The organism is Francisella adeliensis (assembly GCF_003290445.1).
In the GTDB taxonomy this organism is placed as follows: domain Bacteria; phylum Pseudomonadota; class Gammaproteobacteria; order Francisellales; family Francisellaceae; genus Francisella; species Francisella adeliensis.
On record NZ_CP021781.1, the window covers coordinates 965,358 to 983,537 of the forward strand.

Consider the following 18,180-nt stretch of genomic DNA (forward strand, 5'->3'; position numbering starts at 1 on the left):
AAATAAAATGTAAAGAGAATCATATTTATCCAATAATTACTGAAAATAACATATTGATTAATAATTTGCGGTAATAAAAATTTTGTAATGACTGTTAAAAACAAAGACATAAGTATTGGTAGAACCAATGGTGATATTAAAAGTCCATTTATTACTATTACACTCATACTAATATGTGTTAAAATTTCCTACTGAATATAATGATACACTGTATCGTATGATGATACAATGATTATTTTTAAATTTTAATGTACAATTATTAATCAAAGCTAGCAGCAATCGTAACTTTTAAGGTCGAGATAAGTGAGTGAAGAAAAAAAAATACAAGTAATAAGTAGGGCTATAAAAATATTAGAATCAATCAGTAAAAATTCTACAGGAATGAGTCTAGGAGAGATTGCACAAAGTGTGAGTTTACCTAGGTCAACAGTACAAAGAATAGTAGCGGCTTTAGAATCTGAAGGATACACGCGAAGTGAAGGGGCTGGTAAAATTTTGTTAGGTACAAGACTATTTAACTTAGTATCATCTTCATATGCAGATATTGTTTCATTAACACAAAACTACTTAAGGAAATTAAGCGAATTTACTCAGGAAACTGTAATAATGACTCAGTCAAACAAACTGGATTTGATAGTTATCCATAGAGTTATTGCAAACAGGGAATTACAAGTTATTCCAAGCATAGGGACATTAAACCAACCAATCTATAACACTGCTACAGGCAGAGCATTATTATCCTTATATGATGATGACACTATTGAAGAGATTTTATCAAATTACCCTATGAAGGAAAATGTTATAAAAAAATTAAAAAATATCCGAACTAGTGATATTGAACTTGATGAAGGAATGACTTATGAAGGAATTGCTAGTGTTGCTATAGCTGTAAATTCTTTTTTAGGGAGTTTTGGTGTAGCGCTATTAGTTCCTCAACAGCGATTCAATGAAAATAAAAGCTTTTATATATCTCAAATGAAGAAAGCAAAAGAGAAAATATTGACTGAAATTGGTACTGAAAAGGTTGTGACAAAAAATATTAAAAATTAGGAGTTAAGGTATCATTCCTTTTATGATGAGATCTATTGTGCCAAAAAGCTATGCGTTCTTTTGCTTTTTTTGAAACCTCTTCGCCATCTAAAAAAGAATCTATTTCTTGATAAGTAACACCCATTTCATCTTCATCTGTTTGACCTTGCCATAAACCTGCAGAAGGAGCTTTGTTTAGTATGTTTTGAGGGATGTTTAAATATTTACCTAACTCAAAAACTTGTGATTTTTTTAGATTAACAAGGGGTAATATATCAGCAGCACCATCACCATGTTTTGTAAAATATCCCATATACCATTCACATGCATTGTCTGTACCTATAACCATACGATTATTTTGCTGAGCATAAGCATATAAATACATCATTCTAAGGCGAGCTTGAGCATTACCTTTTATCACATGCTGACGATTATTGTCAGAGTTTGTAAAGTTAGTCGTAGTTTCTATGAAGACATCATAGGCATCTTGAATAGGTACAACATGATAAGAAATATTAAGTTGATCTATTAGTTCTATAGCATCTTCCATATCTGTAGAACTATTATTTGACGATGGCATAATCAGTCCTGTAACAGGTAAGCCTGTCATAGTAGCTAACGAGCTAGCAACAGCAGAATCCACTCCGCCACTAATACCTATAACAAAACCATCAGCAGGGTAGTTTTTGCAAGACTCTTTTAAAAAAGTTACTAATTTTTGGGTATATTGATCATAATTTATTTGTTTAGATATTTTCATAAAGATTTATTACTCCATTATTTATCGAAAGCTGGATTACCTAAGTGCGGATCAGAATAATTATCTACATCATAGCCACTTCCTAAAGCTTGGTATAGGTTAACTATGCTCATTAAAGATTTTAGTTTTGCTTGATTTACTTGCATTTGTTGGTAAATCTGATTTAAGGTAACACCTGTATACTCTAATCCGCTAATCTCTCCAGACCTATGTTTTTTAGCAAATATTTGTCTTTGTATTACTGTGGAGTCTAATGAGTTTACTTGCTTTTTGTAATTTTTTTCATCAGCATCTCGAGCAGAAAGATTATCATCAACTTCTTGAAATGCCTGCTGAAGTGTATTTATATAATCATAATATGCTTGATAGAATTGTGCTTTAGCTTTATCACTATCAGCGAATATACTCATGTTAAATATTGGTACAGCAGCTACAGCTTCAGCAGCCCATGCCCATGCATTCATTGTGGCAAGCTCTCCTAATGCTAGTGTAGCATTACCAAAAGTACCAGTTAGATCAATACTTGGGAAGAACTGTGATCTAGCTAGACCAATATTTGCATTAGCGGTCATAAGTTTATATTCTGCTATAGCGACATCTGGACGATTTTCTAATACTTTAGATGGTAGATTTACTGGTACTTTTATATTAGAATTTATCTGATTCATGCTCCTAGCTGTTAGTATCTTGCCTGGATTTCTACCCATTAGAATTTTTAGTGTATTTTGGAAATGTATAATGTTGTTTTTAATCGTAGCTACTTTACCTTCTTGGCTTTCTAACTGCTGTTTGATAGCTTCCGTTAAAACTGGGGAGCTAGCACCTAGAGCCTCTTGTGCTTTGCTATAACGATACATTTTTTGTAGTTGAGCTACCATAATCTCTTGTAGTCTCAACTGTTCTTTAGAAGTAATAAATGAGAAATAAGCAGCACTAACCTGACTGATAATCGAAAGCCTAGTTGTGTTTTTTAAGTTTACTTGCATTTTTTTAGATAATCTAGAAATTTCGCCAAGCTTAAACTGTCTAGCAATGTTTATCGTATAACTTGGAATAATCCCAACTAGTCCGCCACCAGCTGTTTGAGAATTAGGTATACTTAAGCCAGGGATACTAGTACTAGAATTAATATCAAAAGCTTGAGCAACAAAACCACCGCCCCCAACACTTGCAGTAGGTAACCAACCATAGTTAGCTTTATTTATCTCTGCATTAGCTTGTAGTATATTACCAATAGAAACCTGTAGCTTATTATTATCTTTTAAAGCTGTTGTTATTAGTCTGTTTAGTACAGGATCATTAAACTGCCTCCACCATGCCATTTCTGGTAAATCCCAGTTTTTAGTTTGCTCAGTTGAGGTATTCTGACTATTCCATAACTTAGGAGTTTCAATTTTTGGTTTTTGATATTCAGGGTTAAAAAAACTACAACTTGATATTAGTAGAGTGGATGTAATAGCTGCAATTGCAAATATTTGTTTTTTCATTAATCTAACCACCAAAAGTATCTACTTGTACTGCAGCACTAGCACCAACACGAAGAGGGTATTTTTCACTATCTTTCAGAGTGATCTTTACAGGAAATCTTTGCGTAACTTTGACCCAGTTACCAGTAGCATTTTCTGGTGGCAGTAGTGAAAATACTGACCCTGTAGCATAGCTGATACTATTAACTACACCTTCATATTTATGATCATACATATCTAAAGATATTTTAACCTTTTGGCCTGGTTTAATTCTATCTATATCAGTCTCTTTAAAGTTTGCATTTATCCACCATTCTTTATTATTTACAAAGCCAAATAAAGATTGTCCTGGTGATACAAGCTGCCCTTTGTAGATTTTTAAGTTTGAAACATAACCATCAGTAGGTGCTGTAATAGTAGTATACCCTAGATTTAAGCTTGCATTACTATAGCTAACATTTGCAGCATCAAGACCAGCTTTTGCAACTTCTACCTGAATCATAGATTGCTTCAAATTTGATACTGCTTGATCATTTAGTTTCTCAGCTTGAATTCTTTGATTAAGATATTTTTGAGCATCTTGAAGTGATCCTGCATCCTCATGAAATAACTTAGTATATCTATTTGACATAGCTGCAGCTGTTTTAAGGCTTGCTTTAGCTTTACTAAGATCAGCTCTAGCACTTTTAACTTTTTCGTTTGAAATAGCAAGTTGAGCCTTAGCTTTTATTATATTTGTATTAGCTTCTGTAACATTTAATTGATAGTCAATGGGATCAATCTGAACTAGCTTGTCACCTTTGTGTACATATTGGTTATTTTTTACAAAAACCTCATCTATATACCCACCAACTTTTGCAGAAATATTTACAATATCAGCATCTACATATGCATTATCAGTAGATGGAAATATTTTACTGTATTTATAATAACCATATATACCTGCAGCAGTTAATGCAATGACTCCACACCCGATGAATATTTTTTTTGGCGAGAATTTAGAAGGTTTTTTTTCTTCTTTTACTTCTATTTCATCTACTGCTTGATCTTTTTTTTCTTCTGACATTTTATTTCCTATTATCAATATATATTAATGAGCCATTACAACAGGGGCATCTTTAGGGGGTTCTTTTAGTAAAAACGGAACTACTGCTAAACATAAGCTAAGTATTCCTATTATGTAAAATGAGTTTAAATAACTTAACAAGCTTGCTTGATGAGCAATTTGTTGTTTAGCAACAGCAATAGTCGTTATGTCAGGTACAGGAAGTATTTGCTTCCAGTTTTGAAAACTTTGATTATATGAAGATATATTGGATGATAAATCTTGATAATGTACTTGTTGATTTCTAGTGATTATAGTTGCTATAAATGCAGTACCTACAGAGCTACCAAAACTCCTGAAGAAATTAAAAGCTCCCGACATATCACCTAAGTCTTCATCTTTAAAGCCTACTACAATAGCTTGCATAATAGGTAAGAAAAACATTGTTATTCCAAGACCTTGAACAAGCATAGTCATTATGATAAAGTTTTCATCAATATTTGTAGAGAAAGAAGCTTGCATAAAGCAAGAAATTGAAAACATAATTATACCAAGGCTAACTGTCTTTCTAACACCAATTTTTGGTACTAGCAATCCCTGAGAAAGTCCTGCTCCTACTATAGCAGCTAAACCTCTAGGAGCTGTTATATATCCTGCTAAATCGACAGGGTAGCCATATATTTGTTGGAGCATAGTTGGAAAATAAGCAAGCGCTGCAGTAAAGAGTAATATAAATGTAAAACACAAAAAACAGCCGATGACATAATTAATGTTTTTAAATATACTAAGCTTAACTACAGAGATACCTAGTAAACCACGCCACATAAAAAAACCTAAAGAGATTATAGAGGTGGCAAGTATACAAATCATCGGGATAGAATTAAACCAGTCATTGGAATTTCCATTATCAAAAAATAACTCAAGACAGCCAACTCCGATTGCCATAAAAGCAAAACTTGTATAGTCAATTTTTATTTTTTTGACTTTATCGGACTCCATATATATGAAAATAACTACAAATGCAATCACACATAATGGAACATTTACATAAAAAATCCACTCCCAAGATAAATGCTCGCAAATGGCTCCACCAAGTACAGGGCCAAGTATAGGTCCCATGACAACTACTAATGTATAGATAATCATCATTTTATTAAATTCTTTACCTTTAAAGTTCTGAGCTATATATGTTTGGGCTGCTGATGGTAAAAATGCACCACCTATACCTTGAAAAGCTCTAAAAACGATCATTTCAGTGAGTGATGTTGAAAGCCCACACATTACTGATGAGACTCCAAAAAGCACAGCGGAAAATAAGGCTACTCTTTTAATGCCATACTTTTCTATAATTAAACCAGAAAGCAGTATAAATATTGCTGCCATAACGATGTACATAGTTGTCACATCTGCGATACTTTCGACATTAGCACCGATTGACCCCATAATTTGAGGTATTGCAACAGCTACAATCGTTAAGTCAACAATTTCAGCTAGTGCAAGCAAACTAATAGCTATAGCAATAATAGAGCGTTTTTGAGTCCAAAAATTTTGTTTAGCTGTTTTGACTTGCATAGTATTTGTATCTAATTTAAGAATTTAATATATAAAAAAACACTTAAGATAAATGGTATCTTTTATAAGGTTTATTTCGTGATGAAATTATTGCATAATTGTTGCTATGTATTATAGCATTATATGGACAATAAATAGTGAATACAGGTCAAAAAATTTCTACAGAAGATATTTTATCTATTGGTGAATGGGTAGATGGTCCATCTATTGTTGCAATAAAGGGCGGTAACACACCAGATAGTGAAAATAAAATCAGTAAAAATGAGTCTGATTGGTATATTCATTCTAGGGGTAAGATTTTTTGTATAGAATCAGGGCTTGTACATGTTACTACACCTAATGGCTCTTGGGTGTTACCCTCTAATAGAGCTGGTTGGATTCCTCCGAATACAAAGCATAAAATACGCATTAGCGGCTTAGTTAGTGGTTGGATGATATTTATTGCTCCTAGATTATGTGAAGATTTATCTAAAAGCTCTCATGTGATACCAATGAGCGAGGTTTTAAGAGCACTTGCTTTAAGAGCTACTCAGTGGGAAATTAAAGATAGGCTAACAGAAGAGCAAGAGCATATAGCAAACATTATTTGTAATGAAATTAGACAAGCTCCTGAAAATGTTTTGCATTTACCTATGCCAAAGACACCAAGAGTAATAAAAGTAGCTAGCTCTATTATAGATAACCCATCAGTATCTATAACATTAGAAGAATGGGCATCTAAAGCAGCAATGTCACCTAGGACATTAAGAAGGGTGTTTTTATCAGAAACTGGTTTAAGTTTTTCTCGATGGCGTCAACAAGCTCAGCTAGCAAGAGGTTTAGATATGCTAGCTCAAGATATATCTGTAACTGAGATATCTGATTCACTTGGATATGCATCACCTAGCAATTTTATAGCTATGTTTCGTCGTTCATTTGGGAAAACACCAAAGCAGTATTTTGCTAAAAAATAACTATTAATTTTATAACTAATACACCTGTTATAAGTATTCTTTTTTAAGAGATTGTAAGTCAATTTTACCAGTATTATTTTTTGGTAAAGTTTCAACAAAAATAATTGCTTTTGGAACTTTATAGCTTGCTAGTTTGTCTTTGCAGTGAGCTATAATTTCAGCCTCTGTTGTATGCATTCCTTTTTCTAAAGAAACAAAAGCAAGAGTTCTTTCTCCTGATGTTTTTGATTCAACACCAGTAACAGCTACTTCTTTTATACTACTTAATTTAAGTAGACAAATCTCAATTTCACGAGGGTATACATTAAATCCTGATACTATAATCATATTTTTAAGTCTGTCAGAAATGGTTAATCGACCTTTAGTATCTATATAGCCAATATCGCCACTTTTTAACCAGCCTTCATCATTGAAAAATAAAGCATTATTTTCATCATCATTCCAGAAACCTTGACATCTTTGAGGTCCTTTTAACCAAATTTCACCTTCTTTATAACATTCGGTTATTTCTTCTTGTGTATCTAAGTTTCTGATACTAAGCTCAGTTCCCGGAATAGGGTAGCCACATGTTCCAAAGTAGTCAGACTCAGATTCATTAAATTTATTCAATGCTATTGCAGGTGACATCTCAGTCATTCCATAACCTTCTTTAAGCTCAACCCCTGTTTTATCTAACCACTTTAAGTAAACTTTACGAGATATTGGCATTCCACCACTTAGTGAAAAGGTGTAGCGAGTTTTATTGATCTTATCAAAATCCTCATGTTCAAGCATTGCCATATATAGAGTATTTAGTCCATTAAAAATAGTGAACTCATTTTTAGACATAGTTTTGATTAGGTTTTTTATATCTCTAGCATTAGGGATTAAGATATTTTTTGCACCAGCAAAATAAAAACATAACAAGTTAGCGCTAAGTGAAAATATATGGTAGAGAGGTAGAGCAGTTACAATAACCTGACTTGATATTTTTAAGTCCCCTTGGATCCAAGCCCATACTTGTTTTATGTTTGATGCTAAGTTATCGTGAGTAAGAATAGCACCTTTAGGTTTACCAGTAGTACCACTTGAGTACTGTAAGCATAGTATATTTTGTTTTGTTATGTTGGGTCTTACATAAAGTTTTTTATCAGCTTTCAATGTTTTGCTAAATTGGACAAAAGTATTTTTATTGTATTTAGGCTTTGTTTTGATTATATGCTTCGATATAAAACCAATAATTTGCTTTTTAGGGAATGGGTAAAGATCGGCAATGTTTGTAACAATTACAGCTTCTAAAGAGGGGATGTTTATACGAGCTTTTTGAATATGGTGAGCAAACATATCCATAACAATGGCAGTTTTGACATTACAATTATTGAAAATTGACTCAAGTTCATCAGCAGTATAAAGAGGGTTTGTATTTACAAAAACAGCACCTATCTTAATGCAAGCAAAAAGACTTACAGTAAACTGTACACAGTTTGGTAGTACTATAGCGACTCTATCACCTTTTTTAATACCAAGATCATTTTGCAAGTAACTTGCTAGGTGTGTAGCTAGATTATCTATTTGAGTAAAAGTAAAATCAACTTCGTGACAGGAAACAGCTATATTAAAAGGATATCTAATAACAGTCTTTTCATATAAGTCTAATATTGTTTCGTTATTTTCTTCAATATCTTTTTGGGCTGTTGCTGGATAATTATTCAACCATGTTTCTTTTGAGAAATTACTCATCAGTATAATTTTTTATATATTACTTAATAAGTATTTTATCAAAAAAGAAGCTTTATAGCATATATTTAGATGTAAGATCGGTGTTAAAAAAAGATTACTCATCTTCTGTAAGTGTTTTTAATTTAGAAACATAAGCTTTATTAATGTATTTGTTTAGTGTGGGAGCTATGATTATCATAACTATACTAATAATTAATATAGATAAAGCAATATAGCCAAATACAGTTGTATAAGTTTCTAAACTTTGTTGTTTTGTAACTATATCGTTACTAGTAGGCAATGCGATGAATGAACCAATAAAAGACGCTATATATGATGCTATCATTGTTGATAAGAACCAAAATCCCATCACAAATCCAGATATGAAAGCGGGGCATAATTCTGCAACCATAGCTAAGCCTAGAGCTCCTATAAGAAGCTCAGCAAGTGATGAGCAGGCATAAGATATGAATAACCAGCCACCAGAAACAACAAAATCTGTAGCAAAGAATTTTGTGCAATATAATATTAAGTAAGATACAAACATTAAAATAGTACCAATACAGAATTTAGTAGCATGAGTTAAATGAGTTTTTTTATATGCAATAGCTAATATAGGTGACAGTATAAGAATCCAGAATGGATTTAAAAACTGGTATTGAGCTGCAGGAATATGCCATCCGAATATACTTAAAGAAACATTATGTTCAGCAAAGAAAGTTAATGTCGTTGGCATTTGAAAGTATAGTGAATAAAATATAATAGCCTCAATAACTAAAATAAGAGCAACAAGCATTCTATTTCTTTCAATTTTTTCTAATTTTAGAGCAATATATATGAAGTATATTGTCGCAATTGTGACTACTATAGCCGTTAGCTCAATACATAACTGAGTATTTGGTAATATATTTGCAATAATAAGAAACGAGGCAATAATTCCACATAAAGCATACACAGCGTAAGTCTTATTAATAGGATGTTTGCCAGCCTCGGTATCAAGGTCATCCATTTTATTATAAAATACTAAAAAACCTAAAAGACCCACACATAAGCCCACACCACATAAAATGAAAGCTTCAGTATATCCATAAGCTTCAGAAATTATTGGCGTCAATGCCATACAAATTAATCCGCCGATATTTATTGCCAAATAGTATAGAGTCATAGCACTATTTAAACGGCCATCACCTTTCTTAAACATTTTAGATATAAGCGAGGAGGGGTTTGCCTTAAAGATAGCATTACCAACAATTATTCCTGAAAAAATATAATAAATACTTTCTTTGTCCGCAAACATAAATCCAAGATAAGATGCACCGAGAATTACAGCGCCAATTATTATTGTGCGTTTTGCACCAAAAATTTTATCTCCTACAAGTCCGCCAACCCAGATAAAGCCAAATGTGAAAGCAAAAAAAGAACCCATGAGATATATAGTATCTTTTTCACTCATTCCAAGTTTTTTAGTAAAATACAAAGCAATAATTGCTTGAAACCCATAAAAACCAAATCTTTCCCAAAACTCTATACCCCAAACTATCCAAAATGGAGCAGATAAGGTTTTATAGTCTTTTTGCATAAGTCCTTCCTAGTTTATCAACTTCAGTTATATTAAATTAAGTGGACAATTAAACCATCTAAATTTAGGTATTACAAGGACTTGGCACAGGTTATTTTAAGAAATTAATGACTGATAGAATATTTATTGATGCTGTTTCAGCCTTAAGTATTCTTTTACCAAGGTTAATTGTTGAAAAATTCATTTTACTTTTGAATAAGCCCATTTCAGAATCACTAAAACCACCTTCAGGTCCTATAAAGATATTAATCTCTTTAGATACCTTAATTTGTTCTTCAAACTTTAAATCGTTTTTTGTGTATGGGCATAAAGTTATATTGAGTTGGTCTTGATTAATATTTATATTTTTAAGTTCTATAGGCTTATGTATTCTAGGTATAAAAACTCTTCTACATTGCTCGGAAGCCGAAACTGCTATTTTCTGCCAACGGTCAAGTTTTTTGTCGATATTTTTACGATCAAATTTCAAGTTTGTATAGTCAGTTATAATAGGGTGGATGTTATTGATACCTAATTCAGTAGCCTTTTGTATTACGAGCTCAAAATTTTCTAATTTAATTAATGATTGATAAAGATTAGTTGAATATGAGTTTTCATTTTCTATTATATTTTTAGATAAGATTTCTAGTTCTATAGATTTGTTATTAATCTCTATAATTGTAGAGGTATACTGAAAACTGTCTTTATTATTGAAAAGTTCAATAGTATCAGACTTTTTAAGTCGTAAAACATTTTTAAAATAATTGAAGTATTCACCAGTAATTGAAATAGTAGATATTTCATCATGAATATCTGTAAAAAATGCTCTGATAGTTCTCATATATGAATTATTTGCTAGAATATTACTCTTATTATAATTTCTTTTAATCATAAAGGTATATAAAAATGAATCATATAAATAAAAGTTTAATGACTAACCTGATTGCATTACTGATTACAGTATTAGGATTTTACTTTGCTGATCAACATATAAAAAATATTGGTTTTTATGCATTATCAGGTGCGTTAACTAACTGGTTAGCTATATATATGCTTTTTGAGAAAATACCTTTTTTATATGGTTCAGGAATTATCCCGAATAAATTTGAAAGCTTTAAGGTTGCTATAAAAAAAATGATTATGGATCAATTTTTTTCAGCAAAAAACTTGGATAGATATTTAAATGAAAATACAATCAAACAATATGCTGAAGATATAATTATCAGTAAAATTGATCATGATAAGATCTTCGATGGTTTTATAGAAATGCTAATGTCTAGCAAATATGGGTCCATGATAGATATGTTCCTTGGTGGTAGGGAAGGTTTAGAAGGGCTAAGAGAACCATTTAAAACTAAAATAAATAGTAAACTAGAACAAATTATCACCGATATTAATATAGATAGTTCAAAACTTTCTGAAAAAGCAGCTAACAAGATAGAGTCAGTAATAGATACCAGATTAGCAGAATTAACTCCTGATATGGTTAAAGATTTGGTTCAAAAAATTATCCGTGAACATTTGGGTTGGCTAGTTGTTTGGGGTGGGGTGTTTGGAGGAATTATAGGCTTGGTAGCAAGTTTTATTGGCTAGGTATTTTTATTTTAAAACTGTTGAATGAAGTATGAAATAGGTAGTTAAAATATGGATTAATGATTACGATAATTTGCTAGGATATATAGGTAAGTATATTTTTAGATTATGCTTATATTCAAAGATAAATGACTATACACCACGACATCTTTTACATATTATTAATAATATTAATGAAGTTACAAGTGGTTTAATCAGTGACTGATAATGAATATTTAGAAAAAATTATAAGAACCTATCAAGAGTTGGATCAACTAGTTCCAACTAGACCTCTTGCAATTTACAATTTAGATCAGAAAATAATCTTTAGTAGCATGTCTTATAAAACAGCTCGTGGAGGCTGTGCAATAGAGGGTAGCCATGGGTTACCAGATGATTCTGGCAAATATACACAACAACAGTCTAGAAACGAAGAAAAGATAGTTTTATCTAAACGCAAAGTTATTCAGTCTATAAACTTCAACTTTTATGATGGTAAAGTACAGCCATATACAACCACAAAATCTCCATTAATAAACAAAAATACTGATAATGTAGTGGGGATACATGTTGTTCTTCAAAAAATTATGTATACCAACATCAAGTTTAGCTTATTAAAAGCTCTAGAGATATACGATTTACCACTCAAAGATTATGATTTATCTAAATATAAATTGACTAAACGAGAGCGCCAAGTTGTTTTTCTTTTTCTTAATGGATTAACTAGTCAGGAAATAGCCAGTGTATTATCTAAGGCTGATGGGAAAGAGCTATCAAAAAGTGCAATTGATGCGGTATTTTCTAATCAGTTACGTGTCAAATTTGATGTTTATAGTAGAGAATCATTATATCAAGAGTTGATAAGGCTAGGGTTTTATCGCATGATTCCTAATGACTTAATGGTTAATATTAAACTGCAGATTAGTGATGTGGAAATATATTAATCATGTCAACTTACATATTAGGCATATTTATATTTTATTAGTTAGTAATTTTTTTAGTAAAAAATAGGCTACTAATAAAGCTAAAGCCAAGGATTACTACTAAAAGTAATAATCCAATATTGTAGTGATGCCAAGCATGCTGAACTACTGGTTGATCTAGCAAGTTATGCGATGTAATAACAGTATTACGAGGTAGTTTAAAGCTTGTGGTTCCTATTATCATTCCAATTATCGGTTGTAGTATTATTCCAGCGAATAAGTACGACACAGTTAAAACCATAGAGTTTGCTAAAGATCTTAAATGAGGTTTTTTAAATTCAACTTGGATTTCCTGGAATGCTAGCATTCCACCACCACAACCGATGCCAAATAAGATTTGACAAGTAAGATCTATTTGATAAGAATAGTTAGCAGGATAGCGTACATATAAAGTCACAATCATTACTAGTAATACCAGTAAACCAAACCAAAAAGCTATCAAACGATTACGCTGAAATTTAGCTGATAAAGTACCTGCTATAATGATAAAGTACCTGCTATAATACTTCCCAAAGCGACACCTAAAGGAATAGTCCCATTTAAAATAACTGCTTTTGTAGGAGACATATGAAATACCACCTCACGATATTTAACATTGAATAAGTCAACGTAAGTCAGTATTACCGAAAATATTCCACCAAAATATACGGTAGCTGCTAAAAATCTACTATTAGTTGTAATTTTTGTAACATTTTGAATAAATGATTCTTGCTCATGATTATTTACTATTTTAGCTTTACCCGGTAAAAATATAAAAACAAATAATGATGTCACAAGTAATAAAGCTCCGATTAAATTATATGTACTTTGGTAAGAGTATTTATTAATTAAACTACTACCAAAAATTGCAACTATACCAGCGGCAATATTACTAATGCTTTGGCTAAGTGAAGCAAACAATGCAAATTGTGTTTTAAATTCTTGTTCGACAATATATAAAACTCCAACAAATGTACAACCAAGCCCAAGGCCAATAATTATCCGAGCAATTATTAATAAACTGAACACATGCGTATTTGCAAATAAAAACACACCGAATGATGCTAAAATGGCTGAGAAACCTATTAATACTTTTGTTGATACTCTATTAATTAAGTATCCTGAGTATAGTTGCGATATGGCAAAAACTACAAAAAATATTCCTGATAGAATGGATAATTGAGTAGTACTTATATCATTAGCAAGTTGAACTGGTAATGCATATGCGCCGAAAAAAACTGAGCACAATATACTTATCGTAAATAAAAGTTCAGCCGAGCCCCAACGTAAATAGCTTAATAATTTCATATTTTCACCTTTTTTTTAAAATTTTACAAAAAAATATTTATTGAAACATTAATGCTTGAGTTCTATATAATAGACGGGGATCATTACCATAGCCGCCCATTGAACGATGATAGACTAAAGTATTATCCCAAATAAGTGTATCACCTGGTTCCCATTGATGGATATATCTATAACATTCTTGGTTGAATCTTTCCATTAGATACTCGCGAATTTCATTCCAAAGCAACTGAGGTATCCCATCTATTTTAATGATACTTATACTCCCTAAGTAAAGACTAGGCTCATTAGTAACTGGATGAATTTGTATACAATCATGTAAAACTTCTTTGAATTTGCGAGCTGCCTCTTTGTCAAAATCAGGTACTTTTTCTGCAACCATTAAGGATTGATGGTTTTTAAAAAATTCCAATAGCCATTCTGGCATGTCATCTAATATTCTTTGTGCATCTAAGAACCCTGTTTGACCTCCCTTTTTAGGAACTATATGCGCATGCAGCATATTCCAAATATAAATTTCTTTACCTGGTCTGAAGTCACCATCTTGGTGCCAATGTTCTGCAGCATCGTGACCTTCAATTAGTGTACCATCTTTACGTATGTTAGAGACTCTTACAACAGTTTCTAAACCTGTGACCTGATTATCAAATGCCAAACCTGCTGGTAGCTTAATAATATTACCTAATTTCTTTGTTATAGTATCAAGTTCTTCTGGTTGTAGTAGCTTTTGACTCTTGATACTAATGAGTCCATGCTTTGATACTGCTTTTTGAACTTTTGTTAGATCGTGCTGATCTAAGTTCTTTAAATCTATATCAGTAATTACGTAGCCCATTGTTGATTTTGTAATATTACTATCTAAATTTTTCATATTTCAATCCTCTTTTATTTTCTTTTTTAAGGTGGTTTAACTTACAAGTACTATTTTATGAAGATAACTAATATCTCACAACTGTGTTTTTACACAGGTTATAAGAGATATCGTTAACCAATAAAACCTTTATTGACATCAATCATATAAATCATCTTCTAATTAAAATTGTAAAAGCTTGAGAAGTATAAAATACTTTTGTTTTGAGAAGATTCATCTAGTTAAATATAGGCTCTGAAGTTAAGTAATTACATTAGATATAAATTAATTTCTATGCTTGGATGTAAGTATTCAAAATATTAGTTTTAAAACTAATAAATATGAAATGCATATTTTAGAAAACCGAGTGAGATTTATTTTTTTAAAAGAAATATCCAAGATATAATTCCTACTAAAGATTTATTAAATAGAGAAATTAATTCTAAGAGGTAGTGAGTAAAGCATATTTCTATGAGCGGGCGCCAAACTTATATATTAAAGGTGATTTTATTAATTAAAAGGTGTATAAAGTAGGCACCTTACTTCATTTTATTTCCCATTATATATGTATGAGCTACAGATCTATCATCTCCGATAATCTGAAATGAGAATAATAAATCCTCAATGCATTTACTTTTATCTGATCTGATAGCCAAATCATTTGTACTCTTAGAGTTTAATACAATAAAGTCCGCTTCTTTGCCTTTCTCAAAACTACCTACAAACTTATCAATTGACATTGCTCGTGCAGCACCTAGTGTTGCTAGATAGTAGTTCTCTAATGGATCCAGAGATTCTATTACGCTAGGATCATTTACGAAAGCTTTTCTTAACTGAGTTGCCTTATATGCTTCTCCCATCGTTTTTAACATTGATAATGATGTACCTGCTGCATAATCTGTACCCAATCCTACTGTAGCACTATATTTATTAGCTTTTTGTAGGTTAAATAACCCACTTCCTAAAAAAAAGTTTGATGTTGGTAAAAATGCACATGATGATTTTCGTTCAGTAATTAACTGTATCTCTTCATCACTAAGCCAGATACAGTGACCCATTATTGTTTTTTCTCTCATAAGCCCATAGTGATCATAAACCTCTGTATAACTATTTAATCCAGAAAATAGTTTTTCCACCATTGCACCAGATTCTTTATTTTCAGCTAAATGTACTTGTATATGCAAATCAGGATAATCATTAATTAATACTTGAGTTGCTTCCATCTCTGCAGGACTTAATAAATAAGCTGATCTTGGTGTAACTGCATAATTAAGTCGCCCTCTATTATTCCATTTGTCGATTAGGCTTTTATTAAAATCATACACTTCATGAGGTGGAAGACACGCATATTCAGGTGTGTTAACATCCATATAAGCACATCCAGCTATAATACGCATATTTCTTGAAAGAGCTGCCTCAAAAATAGCATCTGCTGAATTAGGTGAAATAGTTGCATATACCGCAGCACTTGTTGTACCGTGTTTGATTAGCTCATCTAAATATAAATTAGCTATCTTATCCGCATACTTACGATCTTCTAACTTCCTTTCGGTAGGAATAGTATACTTATTTAACCACTGAACTAATTGTTCGCCATAAGAGCCAACCATTTCCATCTGTGGGTAGTGTACATGACAATCTAATAATCCTGGAGTGATTAAATACCCACTATAATCTACAATTTTAGCATTAGGATATTGAATACTTAATTTTGAAAAATCTCCAACATTCTCTATTTTACCACCCTGAACATACAATATTCCATTTGGAAAATATTTGAATGAGTCAGATTTAAATCTTGGGTTATCCGTAAAATAAAATATTGCTGCTTTGTATCCTATGATTTTATTATTTTTCATAATTCTTCCTAGAAGGTTTTTAATATAAACACTATTTTATGAAGATAGTAGATAACCGACAACTGTGTTTTTGCACAGGTGGCCGCCACTTCTGTTTGGGGTGGGGTGTTTAGAGGAATTATAGGCTTAGTAGCAAGTTTTATTGTCTAGGTATTTTTTTGAGATTAAAAGGCTAAATTAAAACAGAGTTTTATATATTTTTTCTAAAATATTCTTATTATTGGTTACAAGGTATAGGCTATTTCCATTAGGAGTGTAGTTTGATAATTTTATATTCGATTGATCAATAATATTAGCAATTTTATTGGGCAACTTTGGTATTTTATTTAAATTATTACCAATAATAGCTGTTAAAGATAGATTTTTCTCAATACTAATTTCACAGTTATCTAGTAAATAGTTTAAATCATTTATTAGTTTTTTTTCTAGATGTTCAATATTTTGATTAATAGTAAAAGAAACTATTGTATCAGTGACATTAACTAAATTTATGTTTATATGATACTTTTCAAATATTGTATAAATATCAGGAGTTTTAGATAAATCTAAATTTTTTATAGTGATTAAAATTTGTTCTTTACGTTCTGTAATAGCTCTTATAATAGATTTTTTTTCTTTTTTGATATTACTAACCCAAGTTCCGCCTTTTTCAGGATAAAAAGTAGATCCTATAAACACTTCAATGTTTTTGCGTATAGCAGGTTGTAAAGTTGCAGGGTGTAGGACTTTTGCGCCAAAACTAGAAAGTTCACTTGCTTCAGCAAAATTTAGCTTTTTTATAACTTTTGATGTAGGTATTAATCTTGGATCAGCCTGATATACTCCAGCAACATCTGTCCAAATATATAAAAGTTTAGAGCCTATAGCTTCTGCTATAAGTGCTGCAGAATAGTCACTACCACCTCGACCAAGGGTTGTTGTTTCATTACTTTCATTTGAACCAATAAACCCACCTAAGATAATTATTTCATCTGACTCTAAGTAAAGGTCATTTTCTGCAGCTAAACGAATATTTTCTATTGATGGCTTTGCTTTTGTAAAATCACTATTTGTCTTTATGATTTTTCTAGCATCTACATATCTAGCAGGAATAGCATTTTTTCTTAAAATCTGAGTAAATAAATAAGCAGATATACGCTCACCAAAGGAGAGTATTTGATCTTTTATTTTTACTGAGGGGTTTATGTAAGTATTCTGACATATTAATTCTAATTCTTTGATGCTAGTTTTAAAATAAATAAAAGCTTCTTGATCAATATATTGAGCTATGGGACTAATAATCTCATGAATTTTTGCAATTATAGTTTCATAGTTTTTAAGGTTGCTAGTTGTAAGATCTTCTAATAAGTTTGTTACACCTGACTGAGCACTAACTACAACTATTTTTATATCAGAATGAGTATTAAGTATATGCATACATTTATTTATTGCACTTATATTTGCAACACTTGAGCCACCAAACTTTGCGACATTTTTTTGTTTTTTCATTTATTTTTTAAATCCGTATTCATGCTGTTAAAAGGTTGACATAGAATATATTATAAATGATAA

General features: G+C 31.3%; 16 protein-coding genes. 4 read left to right on the plus strand and 12 right to left on the minus strand.

Going from position 1 to position 18,180, the window contains the following annotated elements; translation table 11 throughout:
- The first annotated feature begins 303 nt into the window (after positions 1-303).
- Entirely contained in the window at positions 304-1,050 is a 747-nt protein-coding gene (locus tag CDH04_RS04730; protein WP_112869931.1) for an IclR family transcriptional regulator, read from the plus strand.
- Here the strand turns inward: CDH04_RS04730 and nadE are convergent.
- The 4 genes from nadE to CDH04_RS04750 are packed head-to-tail and all read right to left on the minus strand — an operon-like array spanning position 1,040 to position 5,872.
- Entirely contained in the window at positions 1,040-1,789 is a 750-nt protein-coding gene (gene nadE / locus CDH04_RS04735) for an NAD(+) synthase (protein ID WP_112869932.1), read from the minus strand. The two genes, CDH04_RS04730 and nadE, sit on opposite strands and share 11 nt — an antisense overlap.
- A gap of 17 nt (positions 1,790-1,806) precedes the next feature.
- Positions 1,807-3,276: an efflux transporter outer membrane subunit gene (locus CDH04_RS04740; protein WP_112869933.1), complete on the minus strand. Its 1,470-nt coding sequence runs from the start codon at positions 3,274-3,276 to the stop codon at positions 1,807-1,809.
- Between the two features lie 4 nt (positions 3,277-3,280).
- Positions 3,281-4,321, minus strand: a complete 1,041-nt coding sequence (locus CDH04_RS04745) for an HlyD family secretion protein (protein ID WP_112869934.1) — start codon at positions 4,319-4,321, stop codon at positions 3,281-3,283.
- Positions 4,322-4,345: 24 nt separating this feature from the next.
- Positions 4,346-5,872 carry an MDR family MFS transporter gene (locus CDH04_RS04750; RefSeq protein WP_112869935.1) on the minus strand — a complete coding sequence of 509 codons (1,527 nt, stop codon included), beginning with the start codon at positions 5,870-5,872 and terminating at the stop codon, positions 4,346-4,348.
- A gap of 137 nt (positions 5,873-6,009) precedes the next feature.
- Here CDH04_RS04750 and CDH04_RS04755 point away from each other — a divergent pair, with 137 nt between their 5' ends.
- Positions 6,010-6,825 carry an AraC family transcriptional regulator gene (locus CDH04_RS04755; RefSeq protein ID WP_409254756.1) on the plus strand — a complete coding sequence of 272 codons (816 nt, stop codon included), beginning with the start codon at positions 6,010-6,012 and terminating at the stop codon, positions 6,823-6,825.
- A 27-nt stretch (positions 6,826-6,852) separates the two neighbouring features.
- Here CDH04_RS04755 and CDH04_RS04760 read toward each other — a convergent pair whose 3' ends face one another.
- The 3 genes from CDH04_RS04760 to CDH04_RS04770 form a co-directional block, all read right to left on the minus strand.
- Complete coding sequence (locus CDH04_RS04760) at positions 6,853-8,544, minus strand: long-chain-fatty-acid--CoA ligase (protein ID WP_112869937.1); 1,692 nt, start codon at positions 8,542-8,544, stop codon at positions 6,853-6,855.
- Positions 8,545-8,638: 94 nt separating this feature from the next.
- Entirely contained in the window at positions 8,639-10,102 is a 1,464-nt protein-coding gene (locus CDH04_RS04765) for an oligopeptide:H+ symporter (RefSeq protein ID WP_112869938.1), read from the minus strand.
- Positions 10,103-10,193: 91 nt separating this feature from the next.
- The gene (locus CDH04_RS04770; RefSeq protein ID WP_112869939.1) at positions 10,194-10,922 is read right to left on the minus strand and encodes a 16S rRNA (uracil(1498)-N(3))-methyltransferase; all 729 of its coding nucleotides are present in this window, start codon (positions 10,920-10,922) and stop codon (positions 10,194-10,196) included.
- Positions 10,923-10,987: 65 nt separating this feature from the next.
- Between CDH04_RS04770 and CDH04_RS04775 the strand changes: the two genes are divergently transcribed.
- Together CDH04_RS04775 and CDH04_RS04780 are read left to right on the plus strand one after the other, a co-directional pair.
- Positions 10,988-11,674 (plus strand): DUF445 family protein, encoded by a 687-nt coding sequence (locus CDH04_RS04775; protein WP_112869940.1) that lies wholly within the window; start codon positions 10,988-10,990, stop codon positions 11,672-11,674.
- Between the two features lie 197 nt (positions 11,675-11,871).
- On the plus strand, positions 11,872-12,597 hold the full coding sequence (locus CDH04_RS04780) for a helix-turn-helix transcriptional regulator (protein ID WP_112869941.1): 726 nt from the start codon (positions 11,872-11,874) through the stop codon (positions 12,595-12,597).
- Between the two features lie 37 nt (positions 12,598-12,634).
- Here the strand turns inward: CDH04_RS04780 and CDH04_RS04785 are convergent, their stop codons facing one another.
- The 5 genes from CDH04_RS04785 to CDH04_RS04805 all read right to left on the minus strand — a co-directional run bounded on the left by CDH04_RS04785 (position 12,635) and on the right by CDH04_RS04805 (position 18,117).
- Positions 12,635-13,033, minus strand: coding sequence for a hypothetical protein (locus CDH04_RS04785; protein WP_200170458.1), 399 nt, complete (start codon positions 13,031-13,033; stop codon positions 12,635-12,637).
- 80 nt (positions 13,034-13,113) lie between these two features.
- Positions 13,114-13,923 (minus strand): MFS transporter, encoded by an 810-nt coding sequence (locus CDH04_RS04790; RefSeq protein ID WP_112869943.1) that lies wholly within the window; start codon positions 13,921-13,923, stop codon positions 13,114-13,116.
- A 37-nt stretch (positions 13,924-13,960) separates the two neighbouring features.
- Complete coding sequence (locus CDH04_RS04795) at positions 13,961-14,791, minus strand: TauD/TfdA dioxygenase family protein (RefSeq protein ID WP_112869944.1); 831 nt, start codon at positions 14,789-14,791, stop codon at positions 13,961-13,963.
- A 518-nt stretch (positions 14,792-15,309) separates the two neighbouring features.
- Positions 15,310-16,629 carry a guanine deaminase gene (gene guaD / locus CDH04_RS04800; RefSeq protein WP_112869945.1) on the minus strand — a complete coding sequence of 440 codons (1,320 nt, stop codon included), beginning with the start codon at positions 16,627-16,629 and terminating at the stop codon, positions 15,310-15,312.
- 177 nt (positions 16,630-16,806) lie between these two features.
- Entirely contained in the window at positions 16,807-18,117 is a 1,311-nt protein-coding gene (locus CDH04_RS04805; RefSeq protein ID WP_112869946.1) for an aspartate kinase, read from the minus strand.
- Positions 18,118-18,180: the final 63 nt, after the last annotated feature.